Here is a 15,562-nt window from a genome sequence, read left to right as displayed (position 1 = left end):
TCACTCGCCGAAGAGCATCTGGTCGTCGCCCGGACGGAGGACGTGCCGGAAGTAGACGGGGTCGGCGAACGTCGACGGCACCCTGCCGAGTCCTTTGATGACGGTAGCGGTGCCGTTGGCGTGACCAACGGCGTACAGGTAGCCGGAATGGGTGTCCTTGTCGATGCCGAGCAGCAGGGTTCCGTACACGCCGCACTTGCTGATGATCAGCGCCTCGAAGCCCTGCCAGGTCGAGTCGCGGACCTTCTTCACAACCGGCTTCAGCGGCGAGGTCCGGGGGATCCGGATCGTGTAGAGCGCGCCGCCGCGGGTGTTCGCGAGGAAGGTGTCGTACGTCGCGGTCTGGCTGATCAGCGCCATCGTCTTCACCGCCGCGAAACCGGTCGCCGTCTGCTTGTTACCCCAGTTCCCGTCCCACCGCGTGATCGTGCCGTTGCTGCGCAGCGAGTACTGCGTGGTGAACACGGGCGGATCGGGATAGTTCCAGTACCTCGTCGTGTCGGTGAAGGTCGCGTCACCCCAGCCGCCGCCGACCCTGCTGAGGTAGACCCGGGACCGGTCGACCTCGTTGTTCTCGGTCAGGTAGTACGCGCTGGCGTACATCGTCGAGCCGATCACCACATTGCCCCAGTACAACCCGCCGGTGCCGGTGATGTCCGGATCGTTCGCAAAGGTCCCGCTCAGCCGCACCTGACCGTCAGGGTAGATGTCCGGGTAGCTACGCATCAGCAGCACCGTCGGCGGCGAGGTGGCGGTCACGCGCAGGGACGGGTGGTCACCGCCCGGCGTGACAGAGCCGACCAACAGTTGGCAGGCTCCCGCGTCGGCACCCGTCGTCCCCGCGTCCGCGACTCCTGGAGCGATCCCTGTCAGCAGAAGTGCAGTCGCTGCCGCAGCACTCAATCGACCGTACATGGCCAGCCCCTCAGGTCGCCGTACGAAGTAAGCCTTCTGCCTACCTCGATACCAACGGGTGCCGGAAAGTTGTGAAGGGCTGTGGCAGGGTGTCTCGCGTGCCTGACGAAGCCAAGCAATCCCATTCGGGCGAGCCGCGGCTGCCGGCCGCAATCGGAGTGATCGTGGCCATCGGGCTGTACGCCGTGCTGCCCAGCACGCTGCAGATCGGCCCGCGGTTCGTGATCCCGGCGCTGGAGCTGCTGTTGTTCATCCCGCTGGTCCTGGCCAACCCGCGCCGGATGAGCAAGGAGAACCGGTTGCTGCGGCGGTTGTCGATCGGCCTCGTGCTGCTGATCGCGTTGTCCAACACGACCGCGTTGGTGCTGCTGATCCGATCGCTGGTGACGGGCCAGGCGACCGCGGGCGCACAGTTGCTGGCAGCCGCGGGACAGGTGTGGCTGACGAACGTGCTCGTCTTCGCGCTCGCCTATTGGGAACTCGATCGGGGCGGACCCGTCACCCGCTTCCGGGTCGAGAGACCGGGACTGCCCGATGCCGATTTCCGCTTCCCGCAGGACGAGGACCACGACGCGATCAGCGAAGTGGCGCAGCGGTCGTCGGCCAAGTCCGGCTGGGCTCCCGGGTTCATCGACTACCTGTACGTCTCCGTCACCAACTCCTCGGCCTTCAGCCCCACCGACACCATGCCGCTGTCGGTTCGGGCCAAGCTGTTGATGGCCGTCGAATCGGTCTCGGCGCTGATGGTGTCGATCCTGGTCGTCTCGTTCGCGATCGGGCTGCTCGGCTCATGAGCGGCGGATTCAGCCGGAGATCAGGCCGCGGTTGGTCAGGGTCTGGGTGAGAGTGCCGTTGCTCTGGGCTTCGACGAGCTCGAGGGCCAGGGCGCGGAGCTTCAGGTTGCCGTCCTGAGAGCCGCGTTTGAGCACGGTGAAGGCGGTGTCGGCGGAGAGATCGTAGCGATGCATGAGGATCCCTTGCGCTTGCCCGATCACGGTCCGGTTGGCGAGCGCCGACTGCAGCTGGGACACGAGCTGCGTGCTGTCGTTGTACAGCTGCACGTTGTCGAAGGCGGCACCGGCGTGCAGCGCGAGCAGCAGGACGAGGTCGTACGACGTGCCGCCGAACGCGTTCGGCTTGCCGGAGAACAGGCTGAACGTCGCGACATCGTCGTTCGCCGCCGGCAGCGGCAGGAACAGGCAGCTGCGGTACCCGGCGTTGATCCCGGCCGCCGCGAACTCCGGCCAGCGGTAGTCCACGGCCAGGTCGGCGATCCGGCGCGGCTCGCCGTACATCAGCGTGTCGTAGACCGGACCGCTCTTCGTGGTCAGCTCGGCGTCCAGCGCCGCCCGAGGCGGTTCCGAGATCGGGTCCGTGGTCCGGTGATACCTCGCCACGATCTCCGGCTGACCATTCGCGAGGACTGTGAGCGACGACTCGTCACAGTCCGGAACGGTCTGCACCATCCGCCGGACGAACCGGGACAGCGTCGTACTGACATCGTCGTCCTCGACCAGTCGACTGATCTCGGCCAACTCCTGGGCCAGCTCCAGAATCCCCTCCGCCATGCGGCCATACTCTCACCGCGTCAGCAGTTCACCACCGCCACCTGGGGCTGGGTCCGCAGACCGGCCCGGAGCGGGATACACATCGGCTTGCCGCTGACCGGGTGCGGGACGACCTTCGACTCGACCCCGAACACGTCGCGGATGATCTCGCAGGTGAACACATCCTCCGGCGTGCCCTCGGTGACGAGCTTGCCGGACTTCATCACGAACACGTGGTCGGCGTACTCCGCGGCCATGTTGAAGTCGTGCAGCACCATCGCCACCGTCTTGCCCTGCTCCTGGTTCAGCTGGTGCAGCAGGTCGAGTACTTCGAGCTGATAAGCCACATCCAGGTACGTCGTGGGCTCGTCGAGGAGGATCAGATCCGTACCCTGCGCGAGGCACAGCGCGATCCACACCCGCTGCCGCTGACCACCCGAGAGCTGATCCACGTGCTGGTGCCGCAGCTCCGCCGTACGCGTCACCGCCATCGCCCACTCGACGGCTTCCTTGTCGGCCGCACTGGGCACCTTGAGCGAGACCCGGTGCGGGTGCCGTCCGAACCAGACCAGATCCTCGACCGAGATCGACTCGGGCGCGACCAGGACCTGCGGCAGGATCGCGAGCAGCCGGGCCACCTCCTTGGTCGACGTGTCCTGGATCGACTTGCCGTCCAGGATCACGCTTCCCTTGGACGGCGGGAGCAGCCGGGCCAGCGCCCGCAGCGCCGTACTCTTGCCCGAACCGTTCGGCCCGATCAGCACGCTGACCTTCCCGTCGGGAATGGTGAGCGTCAGATCCTTGGCGATGACGTGCTGGTCATAGGCGAGCTGGACGCCCTGTGCCTGCAGTCGCATGATGGGTCTCCTACTTTCCGGTCTTCACGAGCAGGTACAGGAAGTACGGACCGCCGATGACCGCGGTCACCAGGCCGGCCGGGATCTCGAGTGGCGGCGCGAGACCGCGGCCGAGCATGTCGGCGAACAGCATCAGCAGTACGCCGAACAGCGCGGCCGACGGCAGCGACGCGAGGTGCCGGCCGCCGAAGACGCGGCGGGCCATGTGCGGCGCGATCAACCCGATGAACCCGATGGTCCCGGACACTGCGACGGCCGACGAGGCAAGTGCGACCGCGAACAGCAGCAGTAGCCGCCGGGTCTTCTCGACCGGCTCGCCGAGTCCGGCGGCCAGGTCGTCGCCGAGTCCGAGTACGTCGAGCTTCCGGGCCCAGATCAGCACCAACGGCACCAGCACCACGACCCACGGGAGAATCTCGTACACCGAGCTCATCGACCGGCCGAACAGACTGCCGGTCAGCCAGATCAGCGCCGCACTGACATCGAGCGGATTCCGAACCAGCAGGAACCGGATGCCCGCCTCGAACGCCGCGCTCACCGCGACACCGACAAGCGCTATCCGTACCGGCGTCGCGCCACGCCGGTACGCCAGCAGGTACACCAGCGCCGCGGCGAGCAGCCCACCGAGGAAGGCCGCCGGTACGACGGCCAGCACCGGAACGCCCGGGATCGCGAGCAGCAACAGCATGCCCGCGAACCCGGCACCCTTGGTCACACCAACGACATCGGGAGCGGCCAGCGGGTTACGGATGACGCCCTGCATCACCCCACCGGAGACAGCCAGCGCGATGCCGACCAGCCAGGCGAGAATCACTCGCGGCAACTCGAAGTCGACCACGATCTGCGCGGCCTGATCGCTGGTGTTGCCGGTGAGGGCGTTGAACACGTCGTGCATCGACACGTCGGTGGCGCCGACGCTGAGGCTGTAGAAGCTGAGCACGACGGCCAGCACGCCGAGCGATCCCATCAGGACATGCGGATACCGCTGGGCCAGCGTCGTCCGCCGGACGTGCTGCGCGACGATCGCAGTACTCACGATGAAGTCACCTTCTGTCGACGGGCCAAGTACACGAAGATCGGTGCACCGATGAGTGCGGTCACCACGCCGGCCGGGACCTCGTACGGCGGTTTGACGTAGCGGGACAGGATGTCGGCGTACAGGACGAGGACACTCCCGGCGGCCGCGCACAGGGGGAGCAGCACGGTGTAGTTGGAGCCGGCCAGCCGTCGGATGATGTGCGGCACGATCAGGCCGATGAACGCGACCGGACCGGCAACGGAGACGGCCGAACCGCACAGCACCACGACGAACGCCGAACCGAGCAGGCGGGTCCGTTCGACGTTCTGACCGAGGCCGCGCGCCATGTCGTCGCCGAGAGCGAGCAGGTTGAGCGAGCGGGACATCGAGAACGCGCCGACCAGCCCGATGGCGAGCCAGGGGAGCAGGTTGCGGATGTCGCCCCAGCCGGCGAAGTTCACGCCGCCGACGAGCCAGAACAGCACGCTGTCCGCGGAGTTCTCGTCGAAGATGATCAGCACCTGGGTGAGCGAGATCAGCAGACTGCTCGCCGTGACGCCGGCCAGGGCCAACCGGACCGGACTCACCCGCCCGCGCCCTGACCCTGCCAGCAGCATCACCGACACGCCTGCCACGGCGGCGCCGCCGAACGCCAGGAGAATCGTGGGCGCGCCGGACAGCGACGGTACGACGGTCACCGCGAGCACCACCACGAACACCGCACCTGCGTTGACGCCCATGATCTCCGGCGCCGCCAGCGGGTTGGCGGCAACCGCCTGCATCAGCGCGCCCGCGACCGCCAGTGCGGCACCGACCAGCAAGCCCAGCACGACTCGCGGCATCCGGATCGACTGGAGGATCAACTCGTCCGAATCATCGGCCTTGAAGATTGCTCCGGGCAACCGCGACAGCGAGATGTGCTGACTGCCGATCGACAGACCCCAGACGACGCCGATCACCAGCAGGGCCAGCAGGACCAGGGCCACCCAGGTGACCCGCTGCTTGCTGGTGACGATCTTCGGGCGCCGGTGGTCGGTGGGTAGAGGCGCGACCTCTGTCTGGACCATGTCAGCTCCCGTAGAGGTTCTTGACCGCTTCCTGGGCGATCATCTCCGAGGCGACCAGACCGCGCGAGCGGGACCAGACGTTCTGGTCGACCTTGTACGTCGCGTTGTCCTTGACCGCCGGAATCTGCTTCCAGAGTGGACTTTTCTCCCACGTGTCGGCCAGGGTGTCGCCGTTCTGACCGGCGATGAACATGATGTCGGGCTTGGTGCTGACCACGGTCTCCAGCGTGAGCGAGACCGTCGCGTCGCCGCTGTCGTCGGCCAGCGGGGACTTGATCCCGAGCAGGGCCAGTACGCCGGGGGTGTAGGCCTTCGGCGGGAACCCGGTGAACTCCTTGTCGGACGACACCGCGAACAACGCCTTGCGCGTCTCACCGGACTTCGCCTTGGCCTTCAGATCGGTCAGGATCTTGTCGTGCTCGGCCAGCCGGGTCTTCATCTGGTCGCACTTGTTCAAGGCGATCGCGGTCGACATCTCGCTGTCGAGCACCTGCTGGTAGTTGCCGTTCAGGCTGGCGTAGGCCACGGTCGGAGCGATCTTCGACAGCTGGGCGTAGATCGCCTTGTGCCGGCCGCTGTCGGCCAGGATCAGGTCCGGTTTGAGCGCGGTCAGCACCTGGATGTTCGGGGTCGCGCGTAGACCGACCGACTTGTAGTTGCCGACCTTCTCCTTCAGACCGGGGATGATCCGTTCCGGCTTGTCGTCGTCGGCGACCCCGACCGGTGCCATCCCGACCGCGACCAGCGCGTCGACGAACGAGAACTCGAGCGCGACGACCCGCTTCGGGTCGCCGGTGACAGTCGTCGTACCGAGGTCGTGCTTGATCGTCCTGGTCGTCTTGCCGCACTGCTCGAGATTGACGTCCGAACTGATCCCCTGTGCGGCCGCGGCCCGGTTGGCGTTCGGTGCGCCGCCGGTGGCCGGCGACCCGGACGTGTTGCACCCGGCCAGGCCGACCGCCGCGACGGTCAAGGTGAGGAGGGCGATCGACCGCCGCAGCCTCGAAGCGGTGTTGGACATGGCAATCACTCCTGGTGTCGAAGATGCGTTACAGGGGTGGGGCGGTGAATCTCGGGCCGGGACCGCAGCAGTCCGGCGAAGAAGTCCCGGACGGCCGGGAGGATCAATGAGCCGCGGTGGGCGACTCCGGGGACCAGCTCGAACCGGACATCGATGCCCTGGGCAAGGAAGTCGCGCTCGAGTGTGCGCAGGCGTTCGATCCGGGTGCTGCCGGTCTTCTCGACGCCGTCCATCCAGTTAGCCTCGCCGGGGTTGTCGATCTCCCAGGTCTCGACGTCGTTGTCGCCGACAACCATCAGGATCGGCACCCGGCGCAGGGACTCTAGGTCGACGGCACGGCCGAAGCGCTGCTCGAGATCCTTCGTACCGAGCCACCACGGCAGGCTGTCGTCGAGTTGGGTGATCCGGCCGGGAGCGCCGATCGAGACTCCGGCGAGCCGATCGGGATGCAGATAGAGGAAGCGGTGCGCGAACTGGCCGCCGCCGGAGAAGCCGTGCAGATAAAAGACATCCGGGTCGACCGGGTACCGGCGGCTGACTTCGTCGACCATCGCGAGCAACGCCTGGTCGTACCGGATGCCTTGGTACTCGATGAACTTGAAGTTGTGCAGATCCTCCGGATCGATGATCCCGGCCGGGAAGAGCGGCGCGAGTACGACGACCTGGTGCTCGTCGGCGAACTCCGCCATGTGGTCGCGGTACAACGACGCGTTGCGCTCGGTGCCGTGCTGCATGACGAGCAGCGGGGCCCGGTCGGTGCGCAGGTTCTCCGGCACGTAGAGGCAGTAGCCGAGTCGCTGGTCGTACTGCGAGGCGAAGATCGGCGTCTTGCCGCACGCGAAGTGGGCGGAGGTCCCCGCGATCATGGGCGCACCTCGTTGTACAGGTTGAACGGGACGAGTTCGTACTTGTTCTCGCACGGCGGTCCCGCGGCCACGTAGTACTCGCCGGTGGTGAGGTCGACGCAGCTGGACAAGGTTGTGGACCATTGCTCGACGGCGGGAAGACGCTCGTCCGGGTGCGCGCAGAGCGAGTCCGGGTGGCCGAGGTGGTCCGACATCGCTGTGTGGACGGTGTTCCGGACGTCGTCGGGCGTGGTCGCTTCGGCGGCCTTCACCAGCCCGCGGCGGGCGCGCGGTACGCGGATCAGCGAGTCGGGTGAGATCAGCCGGCCGGAGCTGCCGACCTCCCGTGGGCTGAGCACCTGGTAATGGTTGCCGTGCACAAGCAGTCCGTTCTCGCCGTACTCCCAGCCGTGGCCGCCCGGCGTGGTCTCGATGTCGATCGAGAAGCCGTCCCGGTGGGTGAGGAGCGCGTTGCTCGGGATGTGGGCGGTGGTCGAGGTGAGGATCTTGACCGCGTCGGCGATGTTCGCCGCGTCGAGGACCGCGCGGCGGATGAACGTCTGCGGCATCCCGGCCGAGTCGTCGAACCGTCCGCCCAGCCCGTTCGCGTTCAGTGCGAGGCCGGCGGAGTTCGCGCCGTGGCGGCCGATCTGCCCGGCCTCGACCTGCATGATCAGCGTCGGCTTCGGCGGCTGCACGACGCGGAGGATCACGACGGTGCCGCGGACCGCTTCGCGCCAGTCCCAGTTCTGGCCGGCGTACACGTGGCCGTCGCCCGCGGCGCCGTCGATCAGGGAGAACGACGTACAGCCGTCGGCGGGGGAGTCCGGGAACCAGTTGTCGTAGATGATCTCGCCGCGGCAGTTCAGGGCGAGGACCTCCGGCAGCGTGACACCGGCGCCTTCGGCGATCCCGGCCATCTCGGCCAGCAACTCGGGGTGGTCCCGCTCGACGAGGCGCTGCCACGGACGGGTGTGATCGAGCGCCTGGTCCCAGGTCAGACCGGCCTGGTACGCGAAGGCCTCCCGGTAGTAGGCGATCGCGTCGGCGATCAGCTCCGCCGCGGCAGTCCCGTACTGCCGGCCGCGTTCCAGGGCCGACGGGCTGGCTATCTCGATGACTCGGAGACTCGGCACACGCTCTCCTCGGGTGAACAGTCTTGGTCAGGAAGGGAACATTGACGCAATACTGTAACGACTATTACGGTCTGTCCAGACCTTACGGACAACCGACCTGCAATCCAGGTGAGGAGCCCACCCGATGACCACCCCATCGCTGGACCTGATCGTGTACGGCGGAACCGTCTGGACAGCCGATCCGAACCGCCCGCTCGCGTCCGCCTTCGCCGTCGCGGGGGACCGGATCGTCCAAGTCGGCGAGGACGCCGAGATCCTGTCCCTGGCGGGCGAGGGCACCGAGGTGCTCGACCTGGCCGGGCGGATGGTGTGCCCGGGGTTCAACGATGCGCATACGCATTTCGAGAACGCCGTCGACTGGCACTTCCAGGTCGCGCTGACCGACGTCAACGACCAGGCCCGGCTCGAGGAACGCGTAGCGGCCACGGCCGCGCGACTGACGCCTGGGGTGTGGATCACCGGGGGAGACCTCGGGGACTTCGCGTCCACTCGCGAGGACGAGGTCACGCTGCTCGAGCCGGATCTGGCCGCGATTGATGCGCTGACGCCGGACAATCCGCTGCTGATCCGCCGGGCAGATCACCAGTACTTTGCCAATTCGAAGGCGCTGGGGGTCGCGAACATTGACCGCGGTACGCCGGATCCGCGTGGCGGCAGGTTCGGCCGGGATGCGGGGGGAGAGCTCACCGGGATGCTGTACGGGCAGGCCGGCGAGTTCGTGCACCGACTGGTTACGCCGATGTCGCTCGAGCAGAAGCTGATTGGTGCTCGTGGGGTGATGGCGCGATTGAACGCGGTCGGGATCACCTCGATCCATGACATCGCGCGGCTGCCGTCGGTGACCGAGGAGACGATCCCGCCGGTGTTTCTCGAGCGGAGTTTCTCGAACGCGCAGATCTTCCAGACGCTTGCGGACCGCGGCGAGCTGTCGGTGCGGGTTTATGCGTTCCTCCCGCTCGACACGCATGATCGGTTGGCTGGTCACGGCGTTACACCGAAGACGGGGGACGATTGGCTGCGGTTCGGGGCGCTCAAGATCTTCGTCGACAGCGGTGCGATGTTGCCGCCGTTCGATCCCGCTGATGCGCCGGGCACCGGGCTGACCGACGGCTGGTCGTACCGCTTCGTCGGGGAGGAACGGTTGGCCGAGCTGGTGCTGGCGGGGGATGCGGCTGGATTCGACATCGGCGTACATGTGCAGGGTGATCGTGGGTGCCGGATCGCGATCGACGCGTTCGAGCGGGCGGCGCTGTTGAACGGACCGCGGGACCGGCGGCATCGGCTCATCCATGCGTGGCATCTAGCGGCCGGTGATTTCGCGCGCGCCGGCAAGCTGGGGCTGGTCGCCGACGTGACGTCGGACCAGCTTCTGCTCTACTCCACGAACCTCGACGCGGCGCTCGGCGCCGCCCGCTCGGCGAATGCGTTCGCCTGGCGCCGGATGATCGACAGCGACATCACAGTCAACCTCGTCTCGGACCTCCCCGGCGCGTTCAACAAGTCCCACGTCGCCGAGATCGATCCGCTCCGCAACATGTACGCCGCCATCACCCGCACCGCCTGCGATGCGGCGGACGGCGAGCCGTTCCACCCCGACCAGGCAATCACCATCGACGAGGCCCTCCTCGCCTACACCGCCAACCCCGCTTACTCCTCCCACGAGGAGGACGTAAAGGGCACCATCACCCCCGGCAAACTGGCCGACTTCATAATCCTCACCGAAAACATCCGCACCGGCCCCCCAGAAGTCCTACTCCGCGCCCGCGTCGACCGCACGTACCTCGCAGGCCGCCTCGTCCACACAGCCGACTGACGTCGGCGAGGTGGAGCGGGACAGCGGGGGAGTGGCCCCAAGCTCCCGCTCCGCGCCCGTGCCGCGCGCGAGAGTTACGCGGAGCGGCGGCCCCGAGGTCCTACTCCGCGCGCGCCGAGCGCACCTACCTCGGCGGCCGCCAGATCCACCCCATCAACCCTCGGAGGCCGCCAGGTCCACCCCACCAACTGAAGGCGGGGTACGACGGTTAGCGGGCGAGGGCTGTTATGTCGGTGGAGGCTACTACTTCTACCAGGAGGCGTTCGTTGGAGTCGGCGTGTTCTTGGACGAGGCGGGCGGCTTCGGGGGTGTCGCGGTGTAGGAAGGCCTCGAGGATGGCGCGGTGTTCGGCGAGGGCCTCGGCGGGGCGGTGGGTGGACTCCTGGTAGGTGGTCTCCAGGATCGACAGTGCGAAGCGCATCTCGACCGCGATGCCGGCGAAGAAGTCGTCGACGCGGGTGCTGCCGATCAGGCCGACCACGGCCTGGTGGAACTCCAGATCCCGCTGCACGATCGCCTGGGCCTGGCCCGAGTCGGTTGCCTCGGCGAGCCGATCGAAAGCCTCGCTCAGCTGCCGCAGTTGTGCATCGGTGAGCGTGGCCGCCCGCGCGGCGGCGCTGCCCTCCAGCGTCGTCCGGACGCGGTACAGGTCGCGGATGTCCTCCTCGGTGAACAGCACGACCCGGGAGCCCTTGTGCCGGTAGTGCCGCACGATCCGCTCCCGCGCCAGGATGCCGAGCGCGTCCCGGATCGTACGGCGGGAGACGTCGAACTGGGCCGACAGCCCTTCCTCCCGCAGCTGCTCGCCCGGCTTCAGCCGGCCGTCCATGATCGTCTCGCGCAGCAGCGTCGCGACTTCCTCGGCCGTCGTCCCGCGATTCAGCGCCGAGACCCGTCCCTCGACCGGCATGCGGCCCCCTCTCTCACCCTGCGTGAAGCTCCCAGCGCACTCTATCGCGCTCTGCGACCATGGTAGCATTGGTGCATTGTTCACCAATCCTGTGGGGTGTAATGAGCATTCTCGAGTCCAGTTCGCCCGTGGAGCAGTGGAACCAGGCGAGCATCGCTGAAATCCTCGCCCAGGAGTTCGGTCTCCGGGCAGTCGCACAGTCCCCGTTGGGCGGCGAGGTCGATCAGAACGTGGCCGTCGATCTCTCCGACGGATCCCGTGTCGTCGTCAAGGTCTCGGCGCCGGGAGCCGATGCCGACGAGATCCGCTGGCGGCATTCACTGCAGGCGCTCGCCGCCGGCGCCCTGGAACCGGTGGAAGTCACGACCGCGATCGCCGCGCGCAACGGAGACACCGCCGTCCCGATCGACCGCGACGGATCGCGCCGGATCGTCACGGTCCAGCGATGGCTGCCCGGCCGGACCTTGTCCGAGTTGAACAGCCATTCCCCCCAACTCCTCGGCGAACTCGGCCGGACCGCCGCCCGGATGGTCCAGGCGCTCGCGCCGGCCCCCGCGATGCCCGGGGCAACAACTCAATTCTGGGACATTCTGCGATCTGCGCAGGCGATTGCCGAAGGCATCGACGCGATCGACGACCCGACGCGGCAGGGGCAGGTACGACGGATCGTCGGTTGGTTCGACCAAGCGATCGACAGCCACGGCGCCGGGCTGCCCAGGTCCGTCGTCCACCAGGACCTCAACGACTTCAACGTCCTCGCCCGCCCTGACGCGAACGGCCGCCACCACATACACGCCGTACTGGACTTCGCCGACGCGCTGCACACCGCGCGGATCGGCGAGCTGGCCGTCGCGGTCGCCTACTCCATGCTGCGCAAGCCGAATCCGCTCACCGCCGCAGCAGCCGTGATCCGCGGGTACGCCGCCGAGCTGGACCTCACCGAGGACGAACTCGCCGTGCTGTACCCGCTCGCCGCCGCCAGGCTGTGCGTCAACGCCGTCACCTGGACCAAGCGGTGCGCAGAGACCGGCACGTCGTACGGCCACGAGCGGATGAAGTACACCTGGCCGGCGATCGCCCTCCTCGCGACCACCCCGCCGGAAGTCGGCGAACTCGTGGTTCGCGAGGCCGCCGGTGCCGCGATCGAACCGGCGCGGCCGCTACCAGCCGCCGGCGCCCGCCTGGCCGTGCCCGGCCTCGACCTCGCGCCGTTCGAGCCCGCGCACGAAGACGCGACCGGCGACCACCACGCCCGACTGGGCCATCACCTGCAGGCCGATGTTGGCACCGTCGCACGGCGAACCACGCAGTCCGGTGAGACGGCAACGCTCAGGCTCGGCGTGGAGATTGCGTCGCCGAAGCCGTTCGAGGTCGTCGCCCCGCGGGCGGCCATGGTCGAGGAGTGCGGCACGGCGTACCTGATCCTGCGGCACGAGGGCCCGGAGACCATCTGGTCCCGCTGGACCGGGCTCGACTCATCACTGTCGACGGGCAACTCGGCGGACGCAGGTGACCCGATCGGTGTCGCACAGTCCACCCTCCGCGTGGCGGTCTTCCGTTCCCTCGAGACAGCTCGCGCGGGCAGGCAGTCGATCCCACCCTCCGAGGCCGCCGCGTGGGCGATCGTCTCACCCGACCCGTCCGAGTTCCTCGGACTGGACGCCCCGCCCAACGCCACCGACTGGACCGCCGACAAGGTCCTCGCAACCAGAAACGTCCGGTTCGCCCGGTCGCAACGCTCGTACTACGACCGGCCGATGCAGCTCGTCGGCGGCCGCGGCGCCTGGCTGTACGACGAATTCGGCCGCGGCTACCTCGACGTGATGAACAACGTCAGCCACGTCGGCCACACCAATCCCCGCGTCGTCGAGGCCGCGACCGCACAACTGCGGCAGCTCAACACGAACAGCCGGTTCCTCTACCGAGGCATCGCCGAGTACGCCGAACGCCTGACCGCGCTCCTGCCCGATCCCCTCGAGGTCGTCTTCCTCGTCTGCAGCGGCAGCGAGGCCAACGACCTGGCGGTCCGGATCGCACGCACCGTCACCGGACGCTCCGACGTACTCGTGGTCGACGGCGCCTACCACGGCAACACCTCCGTCCTCACCGGCCTCAGCCCGAACCGCTACAAAGGCCCCGGCGGCACCGGCCCCGATCCGACCACCCACGAGGTGCAGCAACCCAACCGCTACCGCGGCCCCTTCGGGTACGACGATCCCGACGCGGGCAGCAAGTACGCCGCCGACGTCCAGCGGCAAGTCGATCGACTCAGCCAACGAGGTACGCCGCCGGCCGCCTTCATCGCGGAATCGGCGATGGGCACGGCGGGCAGCATCTTCTACCCCGACGGCTATCTCGCAAAGGCCCACGCCGCAGCCCGGGCGGCCGGCGCACTCTGCATCGCCGACGAGGTCCAGGTCGGCTTCGGCCGGTTCGGCGACGTGTTCTGGGGATTCGAGAGCCAGGGCGTTGTCCCGGACATCGTCACGATGGGCAAGCCGATCGGCAACGGGCATCCGATGGCGGCCGTGGTCACCACCCGGGAGATCGCCGACGCCTTCGACACCGGCATGCGGTACTTCAACACCTTCGGCGGCAATCCGGTCTCCTGCGCGATCGGGACCGCCGTACTCGACGAGATCGCCGAGCAAGGCCTGCAGGCGCACGCGGCCGGGACCGGGCGGGTGCTCAAGGACCGGCTCGACGAGCTCGCCGGCCGGCACGCACTGATCGGCGACGTACGCGCCCACGGCATGTACCTCGGTATCGAGCTCGTCCGTGATCGGGCCGGCAAGGAACCTGCGCCGCAGGAGGCGCTGCTGATCAGCGAGCTGATGAAGGACGAGGGAATGCTGGTCTATCCGACCGGCGCGGCCGAGAACGTGCTGAAGATCAAGCCGCCGCTCGCGTTCACGCCGGCCGACGCCGAACTGTTCACCGAGGTTCTGGACGAGGTACTGACCCGGGACTGGTGAGCGGGCGGGGCCGCCCTGACATCAGGTCAGGGCGGCCATCACGTGCTTGATGCGGGTGTAGTCCTCGAGGCCGTACACGGACAGGTCCTTGCCGTGGCCCGAGGACTTGAAGCCGCCGTGGGGCATCTCGGCCACCAGAGGGATGTGGGTGTTGATCCACACACAGCCGAAGTCGAGCGCCGCCGACAGACGGAGTGCGCGGCCCACGTCCTTGGTCCACACCGAGGATGCGAGGCCGTACTCGACGCCGTTCGCGGACCGCAGCGCCTCGTCCTCGTCCTCGAACGTCTGCACGGTGATGACCGGCCCGAAGATCTCGTGCTGCGACAGCCAGTCGTCCTGGCGCAGACCACCGATGACCGTCGGAGCCACGTAGTACCCGGTGTCGCCCTGACGCTCGCCGCCGGTCACGACCGAGCCGTGCGCCGGGACGCGGGAGATGGCGTCGAGCACGCGCTCCAACTGGACCGCATTGTTGACCGGCGGCACCCAGGCGTCCTGATCGTCGGGGGAGCGACCCGCGGTCGTCGTAGCCTGCCCGGTGCATGCCTTCAGCGCGGCGATGAAGTCTGCGGCGGCCGGTGCCTGCACCAGCACCCGGGTGGCCGCGGTGCAGTCCTGGCCGGCGTTGAAGTAGCCGGCCATCGCGATGCATTCGGCTGCGGCCTCGAGGTCGGCGTCGGCGAAGACGATCACCGGCGCCTTGCCGCCGAGCTCGAGGTGGGTGCGCTTGAGACGCTCGCCCGCGCTCGCGGCGACGGCCCGTCCGGCGGCGACCGATCCGGTCACCGACACCATCTGCGGGGCCGGGTGCGCGACCAGCGCGGCGCCGGTGTCCCGATCGCCGGTGACCACGTTGAACACGCCCGGCGGCAGATGCTTCGCAGCGAGCTCGGCCAGCATCACCGTCGTGACGGGCGTGGTGTCGCTGGGCTTGAGTACGACGGTGTTCCCGGCCGCGACCGCGGGCACGAACTTCCAGATCGCCATCATCATCGGGTAGTTCCACGGCGTGACCTGTCCGACCACGCCGATCGGCTCACGCCGCAGCCACGAGGTATGACCCTCCATGTACTCGCCGGCCGAGCGGCCTTCGAGCAGACGCGCGGCGCCGGCGAAGAAGCGGATCTGGTCGACCATCGGCGGGATCTCTTCGGCCTTGGTGATGTGACCGGGTTTGCCGGTGTTGCGGCCCTCCGCCGCGATCAGGTCGTCCGCGGCCCGTTCGACCTCGTCGGCGAAGTCGAGCAGTGCCTTCTGACGGGCCGACGGCGTACTGCGTCGCCAGTCGGCGAATGCGGACGATGCGGCGCCGTACGCCGTTTCGACGTCTGCCTCGGTCGAGTTCGGCGCCGTGCCGTACTGCTCGCCGGTCGACGGGTCGATGATCGGCATCGTCTCGCCGTGGACGGAGTCGACGAGCTCTCCGTTGATGAAGTTCTGGACGGTCGTCACAGC

At 68.0% G+C, this 15,562-nt stretch carries 13 protein-coding genes; 3 read left to right on the top strand and 10 right to left on the bottom strand.

Annotation, left to right across the window (positions count from 1 at the left end; all coding sequences use genetic code 11):
- A complete protein-coding gene (locus tag FDA38_RS28190) occupies window positions 1-915 on the bottom strand; it encodes a hypothetical protein (protein WP_233714968.1) in 915 nt (304 codons plus the stop codon).
- A 98-nt stretch (window positions 916-1,013) separates the two neighbouring features.
- Here FDA38_RS28190 and FDA38_RS28185 point away from each other — a divergent pair, with 98 nt between their 5' ends.
- Window positions 1,014-1,709, top strand: coding sequence for a hypothetical protein (locus tag FDA38_RS28185; protein WP_137257159.1), 696 nt, complete (start codon window positions 1,014-1,016; stop codon window positions 1,707-1,709).
- Between the two features lie 9 nt (window positions 1,710-1,718).
- Here the strand turns inward: FDA38_RS28185 and FDA38_RS28180 are convergent, their stop codons facing one another.
- From FDA38_RS28180 to FDA38_RS28150, 7 genes are read right to left on the bottom strand one after another with little or no spacing between them, the layout of a single operon-like run.
- On the bottom strand, window positions 1,719-2,483 hold the full coding sequence (locus FDA38_RS28180; protein WP_137257158.1) for a GAF and ANTAR domain-containing protein: 765 nt from the start codon (window positions 2,481-2,483) through the stop codon (window positions 1,719-1,721).
- Window positions 2,484-2,503: 20 nt separating this feature from the next.
- On the bottom strand, window positions 2,504-3,319 hold the full coding sequence (locus tag FDA38_RS28175; RefSeq protein WP_137257157.1) for an ABC transporter ATP-binding protein: 816 nt from the start codon (window positions 3,317-3,319) through the stop codon (window positions 2,504-2,506).
- A 10-nt stretch (window positions 3,320-3,329) separates the two neighbouring features.
- On the bottom strand, window positions 3,330-4,355 hold the full coding sequence (locus tag FDA38_RS28170; RefSeq protein ID WP_202877865.1) for a FecCD family ABC transporter permease: 1,026 nt from the start codon (window positions 4,353-4,355) through the stop codon (window positions 3,330-3,332).
- Window positions 4,352-5,404 carry a FecCD family ABC transporter permease gene (locus FDA38_RS28165; RefSeq protein ID WP_137257156.1) on the bottom strand — a complete coding sequence of 351 codons (1,053 nt, stop codon included), beginning with the start codon at window positions 5,402-5,404 and terminating at the stop codon, window positions 4,352-4,354. The genes FDA38_RS28170 and FDA38_RS28165 overlap by 4 nt, the downstream gene beginning before the upstream one ends.
- 1 nt (window position 5,405) lies before the next feature.
- Complete coding sequence (locus tag FDA38_RS28160; RefSeq protein ID WP_137257155.1) at window positions 5,406-6,425, bottom strand: ABC transporter substrate-binding protein; 1,020 nt, start codon at window positions 6,423-6,425, stop codon at window positions 5,406-5,408.
- A gap of 5 nt (window positions 6,426-6,430) precedes the next feature.
- Window positions 6,431-7,291 (bottom strand): alpha/beta hydrolase family protein, encoded by an 861-nt coding sequence (locus tag FDA38_RS28155; protein WP_137257154.1) that lies wholly within the window; start codon window positions 7,289-7,291, stop codon window positions 6,431-6,433.
- Window positions 7,288-8,406: a C45 family autoproteolytic acyltransferase/hydolase gene (locus FDA38_RS28150; RefSeq protein ID WP_202877864.1), complete on the bottom strand. Its 1,119-nt coding sequence runs from the start codon at window positions 8,404-8,406 to the stop codon at window positions 7,288-7,290. The genes FDA38_RS28155 and FDA38_RS28150 overlap by 4 nt, the downstream gene beginning before the upstream one ends.
- A gap of 124 nt (window positions 8,407-8,530) precedes the next feature.
- Here FDA38_RS28150 and FDA38_RS28145 point away from each other — a divergent pair, with 124 nt between their 5' ends.
- Complete coding sequence (locus tag FDA38_RS28145) at window positions 8,531-10,219, top strand: amidohydrolase (RefSeq protein WP_137257152.1); 1,689 nt, start codon at window positions 8,531-8,533, stop codon at window positions 10,217-10,219.
- Window positions 10,220-10,427: 208 nt separating this feature from the next.
- On the opposite strand, the gene FDA38_RS28140 is transcribed toward FDA38_RS28145, so the two are convergent.
- Window positions 10,428-11,129 (bottom strand): GntR family transcriptional regulator, encoded by a 702-nt coding sequence (locus FDA38_RS28140; protein ID WP_170989901.1) that lies wholly within the window; start codon window positions 11,127-11,129, stop codon window positions 10,428-10,430.
- Window positions 11,130-11,230: 101 nt separating this feature from the next.
- Here FDA38_RS28140 and FDA38_RS28135 point away from each other — a divergent pair, with 101 nt between their 5' ends.
- Window positions 11,231-14,104, top strand: a complete 2,874-nt coding sequence (locus tag FDA38_RS28135) for an aminotransferase class III-fold pyridoxal phosphate-dependent enzyme (protein ID WP_170989900.1) — start codon at window positions 11,231-11,233, stop codon at window positions 14,102-14,104.
- 21 nt (window positions 14,105-14,125) lie between these two features.
- Here the strand turns inward: FDA38_RS28135 and FDA38_RS28130 are convergent, their stop codons facing one another.
- Window positions 14,126-15,559, bottom strand: coding sequence for an aminobutyraldehyde dehydrogenase (locus tag FDA38_RS28130; protein ID WP_137257149.1), 1,434 nt, complete (start codon window positions 15,557-15,559; stop codon window positions 14,126-14,128).
- Between the last annotated feature and the right edge of the window lie 3 nt (window positions 15,560-15,562).

The organism is Kribbella jiaozuonensis (genome assembly GCF_005233875.1).
Classification (GTDB): Bacteria; Actinomycetota; Actinomycetes; order Propionibacteriales; family Kribbellaceae; genus Kribbella; species Kribbella jiaozuonensis.
Note: the sequence above shows the minus strand (reverse complement) of the source record. Positions and strands in the feature narration are given on the sequence as shown.

Excerpts from the sequence above, each read along its gene's own strand:
- FDA38_RS28190 (WP_233714968.1), bottom strand. The coding sequence starts at position 915 with ATGTACGGTCGATTGAGTGCTGCGGCAGCGACTGCACTTCTGCTGACA.
- FDA38_RS28180 (WP_137257158.1), bottom strand. The coding sequence starts at position 2,483 with ATGGCGGAGGGGATTCTGGAGCTGGCCCAGGAGTTGGCCGAGATCAGT.
- FDA38_RS28175 (WP_137257157.1), bottom strand. The coding sequence starts at position 3,319 with ATGCGACTGCAGGCACAGGGCGTCCAGCTCGCCTATGACCAGCACGTC.
- FDA38_RS28165 (WP_137257156.1), bottom strand. The coding sequence starts at position 5,404 with ATGGTCCAGACAGAGGTCGCGCCTCTACCCACCGACCACCGGCGCCCG.
- FDA38_RS28160 (WP_137257155.1), bottom strand. The coding sequence starts at position 6,425 with ATGTCCAACACCGCTTCGAGGCTGCGGCGGTCGATCGCCCTCCTCACC.
- FDA38_RS28155 (WP_137257154.1), bottom strand. The coding sequence starts at position 7,291 with ATGATCGCGGGGACCTCCGCCCACTTCGCGTGCGGCAAGACGCCGATC.
- FDA38_RS28145 (WP_137257152.1), top strand. The coding sequence starts at position 8,531 with ATGACCACCCCATCGCTGGACCTGATCGTGTACGGCGGAACCGTCTGG.
- FDA38_RS28140 (WP_170989901.1), bottom strand. The coding sequence starts at position 11,129 with ATGCCGGTCGAGGGACGGGTCTCGGCGCTGAATCGCGGGACGACGGCC.
- FDA38_RS28135 (WP_170989900.1), top strand. The coding sequence starts at position 11,231 with ATGAGCATTCTCGAGTCCAGTTCGCCCGTGGAGCAGTGGAACCAGGCG.